Source organism: Streptomyces sp. NPDC058619 (genome assembly GCF_042717785.1).
Lineage (GTDB): Bacteria > Actinomycetota > Actinomycetes > Streptomycetales > Streptomycetaceae > Streptomyces.
Genome location: NZ_JBHXQN010000063.1, coordinates 16,818 through 34,649 on the forward strand (window position 1 = coordinate 16,818; position 17,832 = coordinate 34,649).

The 17,832-nt window shown below is 73.6% G+C and carries 17 protein-coding genes and 1 pseudogene; 11 read left to right on the forward strand and 7 right to left on the reverse strand.

What is annotated here, in order from left to right; genetic code table 11:
• The first annotated feature begins 95 nt into the window (after positions 1 to 95).
• A pseudogene (locus ACFWTC_RS33565) lies at positions 96 to 1,624 on the forward strand (MFS transporter).
• 119 nt (positions 1,625 to 1,743) lie between these two features.
• Here the strand turns inward: ACFWTC_RS33565 and ACFWTC_RS33570 are convergent.
• Positions 1,744 to 2,115, reverse strand: coding sequence for a cupin domain-containing protein (locus tag ACFWTC_RS33570; protein ID WP_383932489.1), 372 nt, complete (start codon positions 2,113 to 2,115; stop codon positions 1,744 to 1,746).
• A 102-nt stretch (positions 2,116 to 2,217) separates the two neighbouring features.
• Between ACFWTC_RS33570 and ACFWTC_RS33575 the strand changes: the two genes are divergently transcribed.
• The 5 genes from ACFWTC_RS33575 to ACFWTC_RS33595 all read left to right on the forward strand — a co-directional run bounded on the left by ACFWTC_RS33575 (position 2,218) and on the right by ACFWTC_RS33595 (position 7,250).
• Entirely contained in the window at positions 2,218 to 2,676 is a 459-nt protein-coding gene (locus tag ACFWTC_RS33575; RefSeq protein ID WP_383932491.1) for a MarR family winged helix-turn-helix transcriptional regulator, read from the forward strand.
• A gap of 157 nt (positions 2,677 to 2,833) precedes the next feature.
• The gene (locus ACFWTC_RS33580) at positions 2,834 to 4,441 is read left to right on the forward strand and encodes a gluconokinase, GntK/IdnK-type (protein ID WP_384029773.1); all 1,608 of its coding nucleotides are present in this window, start codon (positions 2,834 to 2,836) and stop codon (positions 4,439 to 4,441) included.
• A 562-nt stretch (positions 4,442 to 5,003) separates the two neighbouring features.
• Positions 5,004 to 6,332: a hypothetical protein gene (locus tag ACFWTC_RS33585; RefSeq protein ID WP_383932497.1), complete on the forward strand. Its 1,329-nt coding sequence runs from the start codon at positions 5,004 to 5,006 to the stop codon at positions 6,330 to 6,332.
• Between the two features lie 108 nt (positions 6,333 to 6,440).
• Entirely contained in the window at positions 6,441 to 6,626 is a 186-nt protein-coding gene (locus ACFWTC_RS33590) for a hypothetical protein (RefSeq protein WP_383932499.1), read from the forward strand.
• Between the two features lie 315 nt (positions 6,627 to 6,941).
• Positions 6,942 to 7,250 carry a hypothetical protein gene (locus ACFWTC_RS33595; protein WP_384029775.1) on the forward strand — a complete coding sequence of 103 codons (309 nt, stop codon included), beginning with the start codon at positions 6,942 to 6,944 and terminating at the stop codon, positions 7,248 to 7,250.
• A gap of 2 nt (positions 7,251 to 7,252) precedes the next feature.
• Here ACFWTC_RS33595 and ACFWTC_RS33600 read toward each other — a convergent pair whose 3' ends face one another.
• Positions 7,253 to 7,900 carry a hypothetical protein gene (locus tag ACFWTC_RS33600; RefSeq protein ID WP_384029776.1) on the reverse strand — a complete coding sequence of 216 codons (648 nt, stop codon included), beginning with the start codon at positions 7,898 to 7,900 and terminating at the stop codon, positions 7,253 to 7,255.
• Positions 7,901 to 8,046: 146 nt separating this feature from the next.
• Between ACFWTC_RS33600 and ACFWTC_RS33605 the strand changes: the two genes are divergently transcribed.
• Together ACFWTC_RS33605 and ACFWTC_RS33610 are read left to right on the forward strand one after the other, a co-directional pair.
• A complete protein-coding gene (locus ACFWTC_RS33605) occupies positions 8,047 to 8,559 on the forward strand; it encodes a DinB family protein (protein WP_383932504.1) in 513 nt (170 codons plus the stop codon).
• 80 nt (positions 8,560 to 8,639) lie between these two features.
• Positions 8,640 to 8,846: a cold-shock protein gene (locus ACFWTC_RS33610; protein WP_383932506.1), complete on the forward strand. Its 207-nt coding sequence runs from the start codon at positions 8,640 to 8,642 to the stop codon at positions 8,844 to 8,846.
• Here the strand turns inward: ACFWTC_RS33610 and ACFWTC_RS33615 are convergent.
• Positions 8,836 to 10,236, reverse strand: a complete 1,401-nt coding sequence (locus ACFWTC_RS33615) for an MFS transporter (RefSeq protein ID WP_384029778.1) — start codon at positions 10,234 to 10,236, stop codon at positions 8,836 to 8,838. The two genes, ACFWTC_RS33610 and ACFWTC_RS33615, sit on opposite strands and share 11 nt — an antisense overlap.
• A gap of 296 nt (positions 10,237 to 10,532) precedes the next feature.
• The gene (locus ACFWTC_RS33620; RefSeq protein WP_384029780.1) at positions 10,533 to 11,894 is read right to left on the reverse strand and encodes an FAD-dependent oxidoreductase; all 1,362 of its coding nucleotides are present in this window, start codon (positions 11,892 to 11,894) and stop codon (positions 10,533 to 10,535) included.
• Positions 11,895 to 12,154: 260 nt separating this feature from the next.
• On the opposite strand from ACFWTC_RS33620, the gene ACFWTC_RS33625 reads away from it, so the two are divergent.
• From ACFWTC_RS33625 to ACFWTC_RS33635, 3 genes are all read left to right on the forward strand, one after another.
• Positions 12,155 to 12,346: a DUF5302 domain-containing protein gene (locus tag ACFWTC_RS33625; RefSeq protein WP_383933079.1), complete on the forward strand. Its 192-nt coding sequence runs from the start codon at positions 12,155 to 12,157 to the stop codon at positions 12,344 to 12,346.
• Positions 12,347 to 12,525: 179 nt separating this feature from the next.
• Positions 12,526 to 12,939: a rodlin gene (locus ACFWTC_RS33630; RefSeq protein ID WP_383933081.1), complete on the forward strand. Its 414-nt coding sequence runs from the start codon at positions 12,526 to 12,528 to the stop codon at positions 12,937 to 12,939.
• A 212-nt stretch (positions 12,940 to 13,151) separates the two neighbouring features.
• The gene (locus ACFWTC_RS33635) at positions 13,152 to 14,066 is read left to right on the forward strand and encodes a glycoside hydrolase family 19 protein (protein WP_384029782.1); all 915 of its coding nucleotides are present in this window, start codon (positions 13,152 to 13,154) and stop codon (positions 14,064 to 14,066) included.
• Positions 14,067 to 14,129: 63 nt separating this feature from the next.
• Here the strand turns inward: ACFWTC_RS33635 and ACFWTC_RS33640 are convergent, their stop codons facing one another.
• The 3 genes from ACFWTC_RS33640 to ACFWTC_RS33650 form a co-directional block, all read right to left on the reverse strand.
• Complete coding sequence (locus tag ACFWTC_RS33640; RefSeq protein ID WP_384029784.1) at positions 14,130 to 14,714, reverse strand: GNAT family N-acetyltransferase; 585 nt, start codon at positions 14,712 to 14,714, stop codon at positions 14,130 to 14,132.
• A 15-nt stretch (positions 14,715 to 14,729) separates the two neighbouring features.
• The gene (locus tag ACFWTC_RS33645; protein ID WP_384029786.1) at positions 14,730 to 17,471 is read right to left on the reverse strand and encodes an AAA family ATPase; all 2,742 of its coding nucleotides are present in this window, start codon (positions 17,469 to 17,471) and stop codon (positions 14,730 to 14,732) included.
• 270 nt (positions 17,472 to 17,741) lie between these two features.
• Positions 17,742 to 17,832: proprotein convertase P-domain-containing protein (locus ACFWTC_RS33650; RefSeq protein WP_383932479.1), on the reverse strand; the 91-nt coding region annotated here is incomplete at its 5' end.

A 17,832-nucleotide genomic window follows, 5' to 3' on the forward strand; every position in this document is an offset into this window, starting at 1 on the left:
TATCGACGTCTACCATCGCCCAGTTACTTGATGACGTCAAACATCTGCGATCTGAAGCACCGAAGCCCTAGACGCCCTAAGAGGTCCCGCCCGCCATGAGCACCCCCTCCCCCTCCGCCACGCCGGACTCCGGGCAACGGAACGAGACGGTCATCGTCTTCGCCCTGAGCCTGGCCGCCATGGTCGTGTCGATGATGCAGACCCTGCCCGTCCCGATCCTGGGGCTCATGCGCAACGACCTCGGCACCTCCACCGCCGACGTGAGCTGGGTGACCACCGCCACCCTGCTGTCCGCGGCCGTCTTCACCCCGCTCCTGGGCCGCTTCGGCGACCAGCACGGCAAGAAGCCGACCCTGGTCGCCGTGCTCGGCGTGATGGTCGCGGGTTCCGTCGTGGCCGCCCTGGCGTCCTCGCTGCCGCTGCTGATCCTGGGCCGGGTGCTTCAGGGAGCGGCCACCGCGATCTTCCCGCTGGCCCTGTCCGTCCTGCGCGAGGAGGTCCGGCCGCAGAAGCTGCCCGGCGCCATGGCCCTGGTCAGCGGCACGCTCGCGTTCGGCAGCGGGCTGGCGCTCGTCGCCACCGGGCTGCTCACCTCGGGGGCCGACGCGGACTACCGCAACGCCTTCTGGATGGCCACCGGTTTCGCGGCCCTCGCGCTGCTCGCCGTCGTCCTCCTGGTCCCCGCCACCCGCCACAAGACCGGCGGGCGCACCGACTTCCTCGGCGCCCTGACCCTTGGCATCGCCCTCCTGCTGCTCCTGCTGCCCGTCTCCCAGGGCCACGAGTGGGGCTGGGCCCCGGCCGCACGCTGGGCAGCTTCGCCGGCGCCGCCGTGATGACCGCCGTCTGGGTGCTGACCGAGCTCAAGGTCCGCGATCCGCTCGTGGACATGCGGATGTTCGTCCACCGCCCGGTGCTCATGGCGAACCTGGCCGGCATCCTCGTCGGCTTCGGCATGTTCGCGAACTTCCTGGGCGTCTCGTACCTCGTCCAGATGCCCGAGGCCCTCACCGGCTACGGCTTCGACGCCTCGGTCCTGCGCGCCTCCGTACAGTTCCTGCTGCCCGGCGCCATCGTCTCGCTCCTCGCCTCGCCCATCGGCGGCCGGCTCGTCCGCCACCGGGGCCCGCGCGTGGCCCTGGGACTGGCGGCGGGACTCGGCGCCGCGGGCTTCGCCTGGCTCGCCCTGGACCACCGGCACAGCGCCTCGGTGATCGGCGCCGGCCTCGTCGTCGGCGCGGCCGTCAGCTTCGGTTACGCCGCCATGCCCGCCGTGATCATGGCCAGCGTCCCGCACCACCAGAGCGGCATCGCCAACGGCATCAACTCGATCTCCCGCTCCACGGGCAGCGCGATCGGCAGCGCGATCGTGACGACGATCCTCGCGTCCAAGACCATCGAGCACCTGCCGGCGGGCGTCCCGCCGCTGCCCGCCGAATCCGGGTTCACCCTCACCTTCGGCATCGGGGCGGCTGCCTTCGCCCTGGTCGCGCTGATCAGCTGGCTCGGCCTGCGGGGAGGGCACGGGACGGCGGCCGCCGGATCCCCCGAGGCCGCCCCGGCCGCCGGATCTCCGGAGGCCGCCCCGGCCGCGAAGGCGACCGCGACGGCCGCGACGGCCTGACCCGGCGGGCGATCCGGTGGCACGGTGGCCGATCCGGCGCCCCGCCCGACCGGCCACCCCTCCCCCGCATCCTCACCCGGGTGCCGACCGTCCCCGCGGCCGGCGCCCGGGTGATGCGTTCACGCGGCCCAGGGCAGGACCCGGGTGCCTTCGGTGCCGGGCACCTCGGCGACGCCGTCGGCGCGCATCGCGACGTACGCCTCCGCCCCCTCCGCGGTACGCACCTGACGGAGGACGTCCGGAGGGAGGATCAGGGTCTGCCCGGCGGAGACCCGCTCGGTGCGGCCGGCACAGGTGACGTCCAGGACGCCGGCGGTGACGGTCCACACCTGCTCGCGGCTGACGAGGTGCTCGGGTCCGGCGGAACCGGCCTCCATGGCCACGTGCCAGGTGCTGAGTTCCGCGCTGCCGCGGCTGGGCGCGGCGTGGCCGGTCATGGTGGCGTTGGGCGAGACGGTGACGTTCCCGGCCGAGGGACGGACGACGTGCATGGTGGCTCCCGAAGGGGGATCGATGCGGCAACGGACATTGAGTAAAGGAGCTTTACTTATGTAGAGTAAAGCACATTGACCCACCTGTGCCACCATGTTTTCGTGGAGACCGACGAAGGACCCGAACTGACCTTTCTGCTCGGGCTGGGCTTCCAGCTGGTGCTGGCCGAGTTCACCCGGCGCGTGGCCGCGGCCGGATACGCCGACCTGAGACCGGTCCACGGCATGACCTTCCAGATCCTGAAGGGCCCGGGCGCCACCAGCAGTGAGCTCGGCGAGCGGTTGGGCGTCACCAAACAGGCCGCCGGGCAGCTGGTCGACGACCTGGAGGAGCGCGGCTACGTACGGCGCGAGCCGCACCCCGCGGGCGGGCGGCGCAAGCTCGTGGTGCTCACGGACTCCGCGTACCGGCACCTCGCGGTCGCCGGGGAGATCCTGCACGGTCTGGAGGCCGAACTCGCCGGGCAGACGGACCTCGCCGCGCTGCGCCGCGAGCTCGGACGGCTGGTGGGCGCGCTGACCGACGGCCGCGAGCCGCCGCCGCTGCGGCCCGTCTGGTAACGGCCCCGGCCCCCGGCCGCGGCCGGCAGCGCGCCGTGGTCTCCCCCGGAGCGGCACCGACGTGTACGACGTGCACGACGGACCGCGCGCGCCGAGAGTGGAAGGACCGGACGCAGGCCGTGCGGGCCGGAGAAGCCGCGCGAAGGAGGCCGTACGGATGGGTCACGAGGGCACGGGGGCCATGCGGGGGCCGCCGCCGGGCGAAGGCCTCCGCGGTGCGACGCCACGCGCCGAGCCACCTCCGACCGCCCCGGCCGCCCCGGCCGCTTCCGGGGGCCCCGGCCCGAAGGCCCCCGCGATCGTGGTGATCGTGACGGGCGTGGCCGGGTCGGGCAAGTCCACGGTGGCGCGGCTGCTGGCCGACCGGCTCGGCTGGACCTACCAGGACGCCGACGTCTTCCACACCCCCGACGACCGGGCCCGGATGGCGGCCGGCGAACCCGTGACCGACGCCGACAGGAGCCCGTGGCTGGCCGCTGTCTCCGGCTGGATCGGACGACGGGTCGAAGCCCGGGAACCCGCCGTCGTCGCCTGCTCCGCGCTCAAGCACGCCTACCGGGACCAACTGGTCGCGGGACGCCCCGGTGTACGCATCGTCCACCTGCACGGCTCGCCGGAACTCATCCGGTCCCGGCTGCTGTCGAGGCACGGACACTTCTTCCCTCCGGCGCTGCTGGACAGCCAGTTCGCCGGCCTCCAGGAACCCGGACCCGACGAGCGCGCCTGGGTGGTGGACGTCGACCGGCCGCCCGGGGCCGTGGTCTCGGCCGTCGTCGCACGGCTCGCCGCGGACGCGCCCTCCCCTCCCGCCGTCCCGGCCGAGGAGCCGCACACACCCCCCAAGGCCACGGCGTCCGGAGAACAGTGGCGGCTCCACCACGGTGCCCAGGCCGCGGTCGTGGTCGAACTGGGCGGAGCGCTGCGCCTCTACGAGGTGGACGGGCGGCCGCTGCTCGACGCATTCGCCGCCGACGAGCCCGTCACCGGCGGGCGGGGCCAGCTCCTGGTGCCCTGGCCGAACCGGGTGGCGGGCGGCCGCTACCGCTTCCGCGACGAGGACCGGCAACTCCCGCTGACCGAACCGGAGAACGGCAACGCGATCCACGGCCTCCTGAGGTGGGTGCCGTGGCGGCTGCTCGCCCGCACCGAGGATGCGATCACCGTGGGCGCCACCCTTTTCCCGCAGCCCGGGTACCCGCACCGCCTGGAGGTCGCCGCCTCGTACCGGCTCGGTCCCGCGGGCCTCGAAACCACCGTCACCACCACGAACGCGGGGACCACGGCCGCGCCCTACGGCATCGGCCAGCACCCCTACCTGACCGTGGGCACCGACGTCGTGGACACCGCGCTGCTCACCGTGCCGGCCCACTACCGCCTCCGTACAGACGAACACGGCCTGCCGGCGGGGCAGGAGCCCGTCGAGGGCACGGCCCACGACTTCCGCACCGCCCGGCCCATCGGCGAGGCGCGCCTGGACACCGCGTACACGGGCCTCGTCCTGGACGAAGCCGGCCAGGGCGTGGTCCGCCTGGCGCACCCGTCGGGGCGGCACGGCATCGACGTACGGCTCGTCGAGGGCGTCCGGTACGTGCAGGTCTACACCGGGGACACCCTCGCCGAGCCCCGGCGTCGGCGCCGGGGCGTCGCCGTCGAGCCGATGTCCTGCCCGGCCGACGCCTTCCGCACGGGCACCGCGCTCACCGTGCTGGAGCCGGGCGCGCGCCACGTCTTCCGGTGGGGCCTGACGCCGTGGGGCTCCTGGTGACCGCGGACGCCGTGCCGTCGACGCCGGGTCCCATGAGCGCCGATGCTTTGCGCGCGCTGGAGGAGGAGCTGCGCGTGCGGACTCCGCGCGCTCCCGGGGACACGCGCGGCACGCTCGCCCGGCTGACGCCCGAGCGCGTGGTGGCCGCCGCTGCCGAGATCCGCTCCGGGCTCACCGTGTCGCTCGCCGCCCCCGTCGAAACGCGGACCGGCCCCGACCATCCCGACCCCGCCCGCCACCGGACGGATGCTCGCCCCCACCGCCGGCGAGGTCACCGCCGACGGGCAGCACTCCGCGCGGGACCGGTTTGCCCGGGCTGATGGGCCGCTGGGCGACGTCTTCGGCATCGGTTTCGGCATCGGTTTCGGCATCGAGGCATCGGACGCCGCAGGCGCCTCGCAGACCCTGGCCTGGCTGACGTCATCGTCTTCTCCAGTACGAGTCGGGCCTGATCCGGCCCGTCCCGATGCGTCGTTCACCCCTTCGGCGGTTCAACGCTCGCGTCCGGGCCCGCCGTGCGATCGGCTGCAAGGTGACCCCCACCGGTAGGAGAGGACGCGCCATGACGCACGAAGGCGGAGCGGCCCCCGGTCCCGAGCCCTCCGAACTGGACCGGCTCCAGTCCCGGGTGACGGCGCTGGAGGCGGAGAAGGCGGCCCGCGAGCCCCGGCACCGGTGGAGAGCGTTCTTCGCCACCGTGCTCATCGTCGTCGGCTGCGTACTGGCCCCGCTGGCCGCCGTCTCCGCGTGGGCGTCGAGCGTGGTGGGCGACACGGACCGCTACGTCCGGACGGTCGCCCCGCTCGCCTCCGACCCGGACGTTCAGGCGGCGGCGGCCACCCGGGTCACCGACGCGGTGATGGAGCACATCGACATCCCGACGCTGCTGGAGGGCGTGGCGCCGGATGACCGCCCGCTCCTGGAGAAGGCGCTCGGCAAGCTCGGGGACTCCCTCGAGAGCGCCGTCCGCAGCTTCGTCCGGGACAAGGCGCAGGACGTCATCGCCTCGGACACCTTCGACCGGATCTGGACCGACGCCAACCGCCGCATCCACGCCGCCGTGGACAAGGCCCTCACCGGGAGCGGCGGAGGGGCGGTACAGATCAACAACGACTCGGTGACCGTCGATTTGGGCCCGGTCGTCGACCAGGTCAAACAACGCCTCGTCGACGAGGGCATGACCGCGGCCGGCAAGATCCCGGCGGTCAAGACCGACTTCACGGTCCTGCGCGCGAACGACATCGGCAAGGTCAAGACCGGTTTCCGGCTGCTGCAGATCGCCGGCAACTGGCTGCCGGTGCTCTCGGTGCTCCTCATCGCCGCCGGTGTGCTCCTCTCCCGCCAGCGCCGCCGCGTGCTCGTCGCGGCGGCGCTCGCCTTCGCCTTCGCCACGCTCATGCTCGGGGTCGCCCTGACCGTCTTCCGCGTGGCCTACCTGAACGCGCTGCCGGACGACGTCTCGCAGCCCGCCGCCGGGAGCGTCTACGACGCTTTGACGCACTACCTCCGTACGACGGTCCGGATGGCGGTGGTCCTCGGCGTGGTGGTCGCTCTGGCCGCCTGGCTGACCGGCTCCGGCCGCTCGGCCACGGTCGTCCAGCAGCTGTGGCACTCGGGCATCGGCGCGGTCCGCGGCACGGCGGACCACGCGGGGCTGCGCACCGGGCCGGTCGGCCCGTTCGTCCGGCGCCACCGGAGCTGGATCACCTGGATCCTGGTGGCGGCAGCGGTGCTGACCGTCTTCCTGTGGAGCTATCCGACCGGCTGGGTCATCCTCGGCATCGCCCTCGTCCTCCTCCTGGTGCTGGCCCTGGTGGAGTTCCTGGCCGGCGACGGGACCGACCGGGCCGCGGCGCCCCGGCGAGCGGGCGGCCTCGATCCCCGGGGGTGACCGCACCGATGGTCCTCGACCTGGCCGTGATCGGCACGGCCATCACCCTGGGTCCCCTGCACAACAGCGCGTTCATCCTGCTGCTCGCCTCGCGCCGTGGTGCCCGGAATGCTGGCCACGCTCAGCCTCGTCGCCGTGCAGGCGTACACGCTCTGGGCGCCGGCGGCCGCGGGCGCCCGGCTGAGTGCCCTGCGGACCTGGCTGGAGCAGCACCAGGAACAGCTGATCGTCGTCCTCTCCCTGCTTGTCGGCCTGTGGCTGATGGGGCGGGGCGGCTACGAGCTGTTCGCCTGATCGCACGTGAGTCCGCGGGCCGGGCCGGACGACCGCGCGCCGCCCGCTCTGTGGGACACCCCCCCTGTACGCCGCGACCTGGACCCCGCACACCCGCCCTCGTGTTGGCCCTATGGTGGCCCGCCTCGCCTCCGTGTACCCGGGCGGTTCGAACCGTAACCTGACCGTCGCGGCGCCCCGCCGCAGGCCGTCGCCGCGGGGCCGTCACGGCGCTGCGGACGGCCGCAGCGATCGTCCGGGGGGATTCGAAGCGCAAGTCCGGGGCATCCCAGAACGAGGCGAACGCGCCTTGCCAGTCCACACGAGGAGGCAGCAGTGACCACCTACGTCATCACCGTGCCCGGCACGTTCCTGACGGACGTCAGCGATGCGGCACGCTCGGATCTGGTCCGGAGGCTGGCCTCGCACCACACCGACCTGAGCGAGACCGAGGACCTGAACCTGCTGACGCTGAACGACGACGGTACCTTCTCCGTCCGTCTCGAAGTCGAGGCCCACGACCGGGCCGGCGCCGAGGCCGATGCCGTCCGGCTTACGGCCGGAGCGTTGGAGCAGTCCGGGTTCTCCGAGAAGGACGCGCCGCTGGGGCCCCCGGCCGTCACCGGCATCGACGGCGAATTCTGATCTCAGGAGCCGGGCAGCACGGTCACCTTGAGCACGTCGCACCGGATCTCGTCCTTGAGTTGTACGAGGTCCGCCGCGGTCACGTTGGCGCGCTGGCCCGGGGCGAGGTCGTTGCTGACGGCGGCTCCCTCCGCGAGGCGGCTGCCGTCCGGAGCGAGGAATTCGACGCCGATGAGGAAGGTGCGGGTCCGGTCGCCGGAGTTGGTGATCGTGAGCGCCGCTGACGGCCGGCCGGTCGCGGGGTCCACGGCGCACGAGGTGATCTTCACGTCCTCGACGGGCCCCCGGTCCGAGGAGGGTTCCACGACGGCCTGAGTCCGTTCCGCAGTCCGGTTCGGGGACGTTCCGGGCCGGGTAGGCGGAGCGCTCTCCCCACCCGTCGCCGGGCGGCCCGTGTCCTCGCCGAGGCCGATCAGGAGGCCGACGACGGCCGCCAGGCACAGCGCCCCGAGCATGCTCAGACCCACGACGAGGGCGGATCCGGCGTGATCGGGAGACTCGCATACCTGCACCCAGGGCGAGACGTGCCAGTCCGCGAGCCCCGGCATGGGCGTGGTGTCGGGCGCCCGGCCCAGGAGCCGCTCGTACCAGGCCACCGCGGGCTCGATCTCGCGGACGGGGGCGACGGCGAGTACGTGGGTGAACGCCATGGCCTGACCGTGCCTTTCGCTTCCGGGTGCGCGGGCGCGGGGTGCGCCCCTCCCCCGGCTGCTACCCCGTCCGCCGGGTGCGCCCCACCCGGCCGCGGCGTGTCGCTCGCGGCGGGCGGGCCCGTACGGACTGCATGGTGGGGCGCATGAAGGCTACGGACGTCATCGCCGACGGGTTCGAACGCATCCACGAGATCGTGCACGAGGCCGTCGAAGGACTCTCCGCGGAACAGCTCGCCGCGCGGGTCGATCCGGCCGCGAACTCGGTCACCTGGCTCGTGTGGCACCTGACGCGCGTCCAGGACGACCACGTGGCGGACGCCGCCGAGCGGGAGCAGGTCTGGCTGTCCCAGGGCTGGGCGGCCCGCTTCGCGCTGGGTCTGCCCACCGGGTCCACCGGGTACGGGCACACGGCCCGGCAGGCGGGCTCGGTCCGGGTCGACTCGGGCGAGCTGCTGCTGGGGTACTTCGACGCGGTGCACGAGCAGACCCAGGGCTTCGTCCGAGGGCTGGCCGACGCCGACCTGGACCGGGTGGTGGACGAGCACTGGGACCCCCCGGTGACGCTGGGCGCGCGCCTGGTCAGCGTGCTGGCGGACGCCCTCCAGCACGCCGGTCAGGCGTCCTTCGTACGGGGCGTTCTGGAGCGGCGCCGGTGAGCGGCCGGCCACCCGGACGGAGTCGCCCGGAAGGCGGTACCCGTGGCGATGCGCCAGGGTCGTTGCACGGGAGGTGCACGATGGAACCGCGTGTCACAGGGTTCGTCCAGTCGTACAACCGCGAGCGCGGCTACGGGTTCATCCTCCCCCTCGGCGAGACCACACCGGTTTACGTCGAGCGGGAGGAGATAGAGGCCGAGCCGAGGGTCCTCTCCGAGGAACAGCAGGTCACCTTCGCCATCGAGCTCGGCCGGGGCCGCATGGAGGCCCGCCGCGTCAGACCCTGACCCGGCGCACGAGCACCGCCAGCGCGGCCGCCCCGAGCACCGAGAGCAGGGCGGCGACGCGCAGGACGGACTCGATGGCGGGGCCGTCGGAGGCCGCGCTGCCCGCGGACCCGCTGATCACCTCCAGCACCGTGGAGGCGACGGCGACGGCCACGGCTCCGAGCAGCACCAGCGAGGTCAGGACGAGGCCGGAGGCTGCGGCGAGCCGGTTCGCGGGCACGTAGGACTGGGTGGCGACGTTGGTCAGCGCCCAGCCGAGGCCCACGCCGACGCCGACCACGGCGAAGACCGCGGTGTACAGGACGAGCGAGGTGGCCCAGGTGAGGGCCAGCAGGCTGATGCCGCAGAGCAACATTCCGCCGGCCATCACGGCTTCGGGGCGCAGCTGCTGTGCGAGGTGCCCCGACCAGTAGCTGGCGGCCCCGGCTCCGACGGACAGGGACAGGAAGACCAGTCCGGAGTCGAGCGGGGTGAGCCCGCGCGCCTGCTGGAGGTAGAGCGCGGACAGGACCGCGACCAGGCAGTAGACGATGTTGGACAGCGAGCCGGCCAGCGTGATGACGACGAACGGGCGGTTGCGCAGCAGCGCGAGGTCGAGGAGGGGTTCGGCGGTGCGCCGCTCCAGACGGACGAACGCCGCCAGCAGTGCGGCACCGCCGATGAGGCAGGCCAGGGTGGCCGGGGAGGTCCAGCCCCAGTGCCCGCCCTGGTCCACCGCGATCATCACCGCACTCAGGCCGCCCGCGAGCGCGACGACCCCCGGAACGTCGAGGCCCCGGGCGGCTTCCTCGTCCCGGGTCTCGGGCACGTAGCGCAGCATGAGTACGGCGGCGACGACGCAGAAGGGCACGTTCAGCAGGAACACCGCGCGCCAGCTGACGTGTTCGGCGAAGGCACCGCCGATGAAGGGGCCCAGGGCGGTGCCGACGGCGCTGAAGGCGAGCACGGTGGCGACGGCCCGGCCCTGGCGGGCGTCGCGGAAGTAGGCGGTGACCACCGCGACGGAGACGGGGAAGATCAGGGCGGCCGTGCATCCCTGGACGACGCGGCCGGCGGTCAGCCAGGCGGTATTCTGAGCGGCGGCGCACACGACGGACACGGCGCCGAAGCCGATCAGGCCGGCGACGAGGACGCGCCGCCGGCCGAGCAGGTCGGCGGCCCGGCCGCCTGTGATCATGAGGGCGCCGAGGGCCAGCATGTAGCCGCTGACCAGCCACTGGAGGTCGGTGGTGGGGGTGGCGAAGTCGCGGGCGATGACGGGCAGCATGAGGTTGAGGGCGAACCAGTCCATCTGCACCAGCAGCATGGAGATGGCGGCGGCCGCGATGACGGCGCGGTCGCGCCGGGAGAAGAGCCCCCGGCGCGGATGCGCCCGTGCGGATGCGTTCATGCCACCGCCCGCCTTCGGTCTTTCCGACCATCGTGGCACCGCCCGCAGCGGGGCGCCCGGCGTGCCGGGACTCACCGTGTGAGAACCGGTCCGGCCGCCGACCGGGCGCGGCGCACGGGACGCACCGACGCGGCGGGGCCGGGACCCGCCCGGGTCCCGGCCCCGCCGCTCGCCACGGCGCCGCGTCTGCGCGCGATACGCCGCACGCTGCTCGCTCGCGTGCCGTACGCCACCGCGCGACTCGCTCACGCTCCGTACGCCCGCGCCCACGCGCCGAGCGGCGGTCCGCCGATCGGCTACGCGCCGCTCGCGTCGAGCATGCCCTCGCGGGAGACGATCTTCACGCGTGCGCGCCCCTGGGGCTCGCCCAGCGCCTTCTCGGCGGCGTCCAGCCGGTACCAGCCCTCCCACGTGGTGTAGCGGACGCTCCGCTCGGCGAGGAAGGACTCGACGGCCTCCGGCTCGGGCGCGGCCGGCGTGAGCAGGCGGCCCTCGGCGTGGTCCGCGAGCAGGTTCGCGACGGTCTCGTTCGCGTCGCCCTTCGTGTGGCCGATGAGGCCGATGGGGCCGCGCCGGATCCAGCCGGTGACGTACGTGGACTGCAGGTGGGAGCCCGCCTCGATCACGCGGCCGCCCTCGTCGGGGACGGTGCCGGACTCGACGTCCCAGGGGAGCTTGGGCAGCTCGTCGGAGAGGTAACCGACCGCGCGGTACACGGACCGGACGTCCCAGTCGGTGAACCGGCCGGTGCCCTTGACGTTGCCGGTGCCGTCCAGCTCGGTGCGCTCGGTGCGCAGTCCGACGACCTTGCCGTCCTCGCCGAGCACCTCGGTGGGCGACTCGAAGAAGTGCAGGAAGAGCTTGTGCTGCCGGTCGCCTATGTCGCGGATCGCCCAGTTCTCCAGGGTCTTGGCGACCATGTCGGCCTGCTTGTTGGCGCGGCGCGTGGCGATCGAGCCGTCGTCGTAGTCGATGTCCTCGGGGTTGACGATGACCTCGATGTTCGGCGAGTGGTCCAGCTCGCGCAGCTCCATCGGGCTGAACTTGGCCTGGGCCGGGCCGCGGCGGCCGAAGACGTGCACCTCGAGCGCCTTGTTGCCCTGGAGGCCCTCGTAGACGTTCGCCGGGATCTCCGTCGGGAGCAGCTCGTCCGCGGTCTTGGCGAGGATGCGCGCGACGTCGAGCGCGACGTTGCCGACGCCGAGCACGGCGACCTTCTCGGCCTCCAGCGGCCAGGTGCGCGGTACGTCCGGGTGCCCGTCGTACCAGGACACGAAGTCGGCGGCGCCGTAGGAGCCGTCCAGGTCGACGCCGGGGATGGTGAGCACCCGGTCGGCTGTGGCGCCGGTGGAGAAGACGACGGCGTCGTAGAACGAGTGCAGCTCGTCGAGGCCGATGTCGTTCGGGTAGTCGACGTTGCCGAAGAGGCGGACCTGCGGCTTGTCGAGGACCTGGTGCAGGGCGGTGATGATCCCCTTGATCCGCGGGTGGTCGGGGGCCACGCCGTACCGGATCAGACCGAAGGGGGCGGGCATCCGCTCGAAGATGTCGATGGACACACCGGGCTCGACGGCGGCCTCGGACTTCAGCAGCGCATCGGCGGCGTAGATTCCGGCGGGGCCGGCTCCGACGATGGCTACCCGCAGAGGGCGAGGCATGGCAAGGGTTCCCTTCGAGCGACGGCAAGGTCAATCAAGGGAACCCTAAACTGAGGCAATCCTAACTCGGCACCCGGTGTCACTTTATGACCTCATAATCAAAGCTTATGACCCACCCAAGCCGGCCTTGGGTCTTGTGCGCACCGCGCCGCCCGGACCGGCCCCGACACCGGCCGGGGGCACCGGCCACACCGAACTCGCTGGTCAGTGGGCACGCCACCTGACAGACTGAGACCGCTTGATCACCCCCAGGAGGACATATGGCAGACGAAACAGACACCCCGAAGGACGAGACTCCGGCCGACGAGGCCAAGCGCAAGTTCCGGGAGGCCCTGGAGCGCAACGCCGCGAGTGCCCAGTCCCAGCAGTCGCACCAGAGCCGCGCGAAGGTCCAGGGCTCCAGCAGCGGTCCCGGCGGCAAGAACAAGAAGGTCCGCCGCAAGACCGGCTGACCCTCGGTCCCGAGGAGCTCAGTCTCGCCGCCCGGGCGGCGGGACCGGGCCACTCCGCCCGGCCCCGCCATTGGGCCACACGGGTGAGTGGGGATAACCCCGGGCACTGGATGCAGTTGATCAGCGCGTCCCGCCGAGGGCAGCTATCACGCGACAGTGCGACAGAAGGAATACCCCACATGTTCAAGAAGTTCATGGCCACCGCTGCGGTCACCGCCTCCGTACTGGGCGCGGGCGCCGCAGTTGCCTCCCCGGCGATGGCGATCGGCAACGACAACGGCGTCAACACCGTCAACGGCAACGGCTCCGCACAGATCTACGGCAACCAGGAGACCGCGGGCGCGATGAGCCCGCAGCTCGGTGCGATCCAGGGCTCCCTGAACAAGCTCTGCGTCGGCCTCCCGGCCAAGGTCAACGCCCAGTCCCTGGTGGCGGTCCTCGCCAACATCGGCGTCCAGGACGTCAACGTGCTGGCGAACCCGCAGAACCAGCAGTGCGCCGAGAACTCGACCCAGGCGAAGGGCGACGAGTCCGCCTCGCACATCGCCAGCAACATCCCGATCCTCTCGGGCAACGCCTCCGCCGGCAGCTGATCCCGGCAGCTCCACCCTTCCCCCCTTCTTCACCTGTCTCCACCCTTCACCACCCCGCCTCCGCGCCGACGTGTCCCCTTCCGTCGGCGCGGAGGCATGTCCATGACCACACAATCTCCTTGGTCTAGACCTTGACAGGTCCAGACCAGTTTCGATTCAGTGGCGGTAGCTGCCGCCCCCACGGCAACTCCCCCCACTGAAGGAGCCGTTACGTGATACGTGCGCTTCGCCGCCGCGCCCTCTCCCTGGCCGCCGCCGCAGCCGTCACTCTGGGCCTCGCCATTGCCCTCCCCTCGACCCCCGCCGCCGCGGCCCCCGCCTGCGCGGGTGCCTGGGCCTCCTCCGCCGTCTACACGAACGGCATGAGCGCCTCACACGGAGGCCGCAACTGGCAGGCCAAGTGGTGGACCCAGGGCGAGACGCCCGGCACCACCGGCCAGTGGGGGGTCTGGTCCGACCAGGGCGCCTGCGGTGGCGGCGGAGGCCAGAACCCCGATCCCGACCCCTCGGGATTCGTGGTCTCCCGCGCCCAGTTCGACCAGATGTTCCCAAGCCGGAACCCCTTCTACACCTATGACGGCCTGGTCGCGGCGCTGTCCGCGTACCCCGGCTTCGCCAAGACCGGCGACGACACGGTGAAGCGCCGGGAGGCCGCCGCCTTCCTCGCCAACGTCTCGCACGAGACGGGCGGGCTGGTGCACATCGTCGAGCAGAACACCGCGAACTACCCCCACTACTGCGACGCCACCCAGCCGTACGGCTGTCCGGCCGGCCAGGCCGCCTACTACGGCCGGGGCCCCATCCAGCTGTCATGGAACTTCAACTACAAGGCCGCCGGTGACGCCCTGGGCATCAACCTGCTCGCCAACCCGTACCTCGTCGAGCAGGACCCGGCCGTCGCCATGAAGACGGCGCTCTGGTACTGGAACACGCAGAACGGCCCGGGCACGATGACCGCCCACGCCGCCATCGTCAACGGCGCGGGCTTCGGCGAGACGATCCGGTCGATCAACGGCGCCCTGGAGTGCAACGGCGGGAACCCCGCCCAGGTCCAGAGCCGCATCTCGAAGTACCAGAACTTCACCCAGCTGCTGGGAGTGCCCCCCGGCAACAACCTCGGCTGCTGATCGCACGCCTCCCGGGCCGGGTCTGGCGGGCCCGGTCCGGGAGGAGCGCCGGCCCCACCCGCCTCAGCCGCGGCGGACGAACACGTGGAGATGGCCGTCGAGCGGGTGGACGGACGGTGCGGACGGCAGGATCCTGTCGAACGCGTAGCCGCATTTCCCCGCGACGCGGCAGGATGCCGGGTTGTCGGCCTGGTGGAGGAGTTCGAGCCGCTCCAGGCCCTCGGCCCTGAAGGCGTCGAGGGACCAGGCGGCGAGGACGTCCAAGGCGCGGGAGGACACGCCGTGCCCGCGCGCCCGGGCCGCCGTCCCGTACCCGACCTCCGCGGACGGCTTGCCGGACGCGACCTCCTTGAGCACCACGCTGCCCACCAGCCGGGGCTTCGCCGCTCGAGTCGCCTCCAGGACGGCGAAGCCGAACCGCTCCCCCGCCGACCAGCCGCGTTCCCGGGACCGAACCCACCGCAGGCCGTCGGCCTCGTCCTCCATCGGAGCACTCGCCCGACGACGCATGGCGGGATCCCGGTGCACCTCGACCAGCCCTGCGGCGTCCTCCCCGCACCAGGGCCGCAGGACGAGAGCGGGAGCGGTCGGCGGCGCGGCGGCGCGGCGGCGCGGCGCATGACGGGGGTGATCACCGGATGATCTCATGCGGCCGTGCGGTGGCTACTGGCCCTGGCCTCCGGCGGCCAGGGCGGCCGCCAGTTGGGCCCGCGAGCGGACGTCGAGCTTCTGGTAGATGCGGGTCAGGCGCGCCTCCACCGTCTTGACGCTTAGGAAGAGCTTCGCCGCGGCCTCCTGGTTGCTCGCGCCCCGGCTGACGAGCACGGCCAGCCGGGTCTCGCCCTCGGTCAGGGCCCCGACCGTGTGCGCCGGGCCTCCTTCGCAGGCGGCGGGTTCCCGGGCGAGTTCGGCCCAGGGGGCGGCGCCCGCGAGGTCGAAGACCTCGGCTGCCGCGGCGAGCGCCGCGCGGGCCGGGGCGCGCCGTCGGCGGCGGCGTTCCACCCGGGCGAGGGAGAGCAGCGTACGGCCGCGCTCCAGGGGGAGTTCCAGGGTCGCGAACCGCCGGGCGGTGGTCTCCAGGAGGGTGACGGCGCCCTCCGCGTCGCCCTGCGCGGACAGGCACAGTCCCTGGGCCCGGTCGAGGGCGGCGACGACCCCGGTCCTGCCGAGGCCGACGGCGACGGGGCGCACGCAGCCGATCAGACGGGCGGCCTCGTCCGGGGCGTCGGCGGCGACGAGCGCCTCGGCGAGTTCCCCGTGCCAGCGCAGGATCGAGGGGTCCACCACCTGCTGGGCGGCCTCCAGTTCGGCGACCCGGCGCAGGGTGGCCACCGCCTTCGCCGCCTCGCCGGTGGCGAGTTCGACCAGCCCGAGCGCGTGCAGGTTGCGGGAGAGGAAGACCTGGTCGTGTTCCTCCTGGGAGGCCTGGATGCCGCGGCGGGCGTACCCGGCGGCTCGGGCGAATCCGCCGCCGGCCGCCTCCGCCATCGCGGCGACGTACCAGGCGGGGCCCGGTGAGAGGCCCGCCTCGATGGTCAGGTCCAGGGCGCGGCGGGCGCGGGCGGAGGCGGCCGCGCAGCGGCCGCTGCGCAGTTCGACCTCGGTGAGGCTGCGGAGCACCTCGAACACGTCCTCCGCCGAGCCGGTGCGCCGGACGGCGGGCAGCAGGACCATCAGCTGGCGGCGGGCGTCGGTGAGCCGGTCGTCGAAGAGGGCGTGGCGGACGGCGAGGTACTGGGGCGCGTTGCGCATCCCCAGTGGCACCTCGGGCGCGGGCAGGGCGAGCGCTTCGGCGAGGATCGTCTCGGCGCCCGGGTCCCCGAGGATGCGGCCCATCCGGGCCCGTACGGTCAGGGCCATGGCCTCGGCCACCTGGTCGCCGCCGAGCGCGGCGAGGGCGCCGGCCGCGGCGGCGGCGTCGCGGGAGCGGACCGGGTCGCCGTCGCTGAGGTTGTGCTTCCAGGCGATCCGCAGCTGGACGGCGGCCCGCAGCGCGGGGTCCCCGGCGGCGTCGTCCATGGCGTGGGCGAACGTCTCCTCCAGCGCGCCGAGGTCCTGTCCGGCGGCGTCGATCACGGCGAGGCGGGCGCGGACCCGGTCGGCGGGCGAGGCGTCGCGGGCCAGGACGGCGCGGGTGGCGCGCCGGGCGAGGTCGGCGCGGCCGGCCCAGCCCGCGTCCTCGGCGGCCGCGACGAGCCGGGCCAGTCCCTCGCCGGCCAGGTGGGTCGGCGTACGCTCCGCCGCCAGGAGGCCGAGCTCGGCGGCGAGGGCCCGCTGCCCCCGGCGGCGGCAGGCCGCGGCGGCCTCGGTGACCTCGGCGGCGAGCCACTGGTCGGGGGTGTCCACGGCCAGCGCACGGTGGCGTACGGCCTGGACGGGGTCGTCGACGGCCTCGGCCAGGGCGGCGTGCCCGGCGGCCCGTTCGGGCCAGCCCGCGTCGGCGGCGAGCGCGGTGGGCAGGGCGCCCGCGGTGAACTCGACCGTGCCGTCCTCCCCCACCCGTACGAGCGCGGCCCGTTCCGCCTCGGCCAGTTCGGCCTCGGCGTCGGGACGCCCGGCCCGGCGCAGCAGGGCCGTCGTGGGGCGGGCCGCGAGGGCGGCGAGGAGCAGGGTGCGGCGGGCCGGGGCGGGCGCCTCCGCGAGGAGGCGGCGGGCCACCTCGCGGGCCTGCCCGGACACGGGCAGGGGGTCGGCGTGGTGGGCGCTCGCGTCGCGGGCCTCGGCGGCTTCGGCGAGGGAGTGGCCGAGGGCGAGGGCGAGGCGCGGGTTGCCGCCGCTGGCCTGGTGGATGCGGCCGGCGAGGCGGGCGGGCAGGCCGTGGCGCACCAGCAGTTCCGCGACCTCGTCGGCGCCGAGCGGGGGCACCCGGATCGCGGGGGTGCCGGGGCCGCAGAGGGGTTCGCCGACCGGCGCCCCGCCCTGGACGCATTCGGCCACCAGGACCCGGACCCCGGGCGGGGTCAGGCGTAGCGCGAAGCGGAGCAGGTCGGTGCTCTCCGCGTCGAGCCACTGGGCGTTGTCGAGGACGAGCAGGACGGGGTGGCGGGCGGCGAGGGTACGGAGCACCTCGACGACGGCCAGGCGCAGCGCGACGTGGTCACGGCCGGTGCGGGGGGCGTCCGCCTCGCGGCGCAGCAGGGCGATGGCGGTGCGCTGGGGTCCCGAGAGGCGCTCCAGGCCGACGCCGGGCACGGAGGCCAGGAGGGCGGCGGCCGAGGCCTCGGGTATCCACTGGTCGGCGGCCTCGGGGGCGAGGCGCAGCACCGTGTCGCGCCGCCCTTCCGCGGCGGCCGCGACGGCGCGCACGACCTCCGTCTTGCCCGCTCCGGCGGGTCCGGTGAGCAGGGCCCGGCCGTGCGCGGTGAGCGCGCGGTCCACCGCCTTGACCAGTTCACCGTGTCCCACGCTCGCCTCAGCGTGCCCCGTCGCCGCCCCCACGCACCGCCACCAGCCTTCCGCGTCCCCGCTTCTGCGCCTTCCCTGTGAGACGCGACAATACGAGGTCGGATGCCGGGCTGACCCGGATTGTGACGCAGAAATCAGTCAGTGTGCAGGAAAGCCCTCCGGACCTGCCGATACGCGGTGTATTGGCAGGTCCGGAGGGTCGCCTTGGTCCGTACTATCGGCCCGTCAGCACCGGTTGGGGGGCCGGATGCCGCGCTGGGCCGACCGGGTCTAGAAGGTGAGGTTCCAGGCGTCGATGGTGCCGGTGTCGCCGTTGGCGTTGTCGTTGACGCGGAGTTTCCAGGTGCCGTTGGCGGTTTCG

Coding starts and splice junctions, on each gene's coding strand:
- ACFWTC_RS33580 (WP_384029773.1), top strand. CDS start 2,834: ATGGGTCACGAGGGCACGGGGGCCATGCGGGGGCCGCCGCCGGGCGAA.
- ACFWTC_RS33605 (WP_383932504.1), top strand. CDS start 8,047: ATGAAGGCTACGGACGTCATCGCCGACGGGTTCGAACGCATCCACGAG.
- ACFWTC_RS33620 (WP_384029780.1), bottom strand. CDS start 11,894: ATGCCTCGCCCTCTGCGGGTAGCCATCGTCGGAGCCGGCCCCGCCGGA.
- ACFWTC_RS33610 (WP_383932506.1), top strand. CDS start 8,640: ATGGAACCGCGTGTCACAGGGTTCGTCCAGTCGTACAACCGCGAGCGC.
- ACFWTC_RS33640 (WP_384029784.1), bottom strand. CDS start 14,714: ATGAGATCATCCGGTGATCACCCCCGTCATGCGCCGCGCCGCCGCGCC.
- ACFWTC_RS33625 (WP_383933079.1), top strand. CDS start 12,155: ATGGCAGACGAAACAGACACCCCGAAGGACGAGACTCCGGCCGACGAG.
- ACFWTC_RS33590 (WP_383932499.1), top strand. CDS start 6,441: ATGCTGGCCACGCTCAGCCTCGTCGCCGTGCAGGCGTACACGCTCTGG.
- ACFWTC_RS33570 (WP_383932489.1), bottom strand. CDS start 2,115: ATGCACGTCGTCCGTCCCTCGGCCGGGAACGTCACCGTCTCGCCCAAC.
- ACFWTC_RS33630 (WP_383933081.1), top strand. CDS start 12,526: ATGTTCAAGAAGTTCATGGCCACCGCTGCGGTCACCGCCTCCGTACTG.
- ACFWTC_RS33615 (WP_384029778.1), bottom strand. CDS start 10,236: ATGAACGCATCCGCACGGGCGCATCCGCGCCGGGGGCTCTTCTCCCGG.
- ACFWTC_RS33585 (WP_383932497.1), top strand. CDS start 5,004: ATGACGCACGAAGGCGGAGCGGCCCCCGGTCCCGAGCCCTCCGAACTG.
- ACFWTC_RS33600 (WP_384029776.1), bottom strand. CDS start 7,900: ATGGCGTTCACCCACGTACTCGCCGTCGCCCCCGTCCGCGAGATCGAG.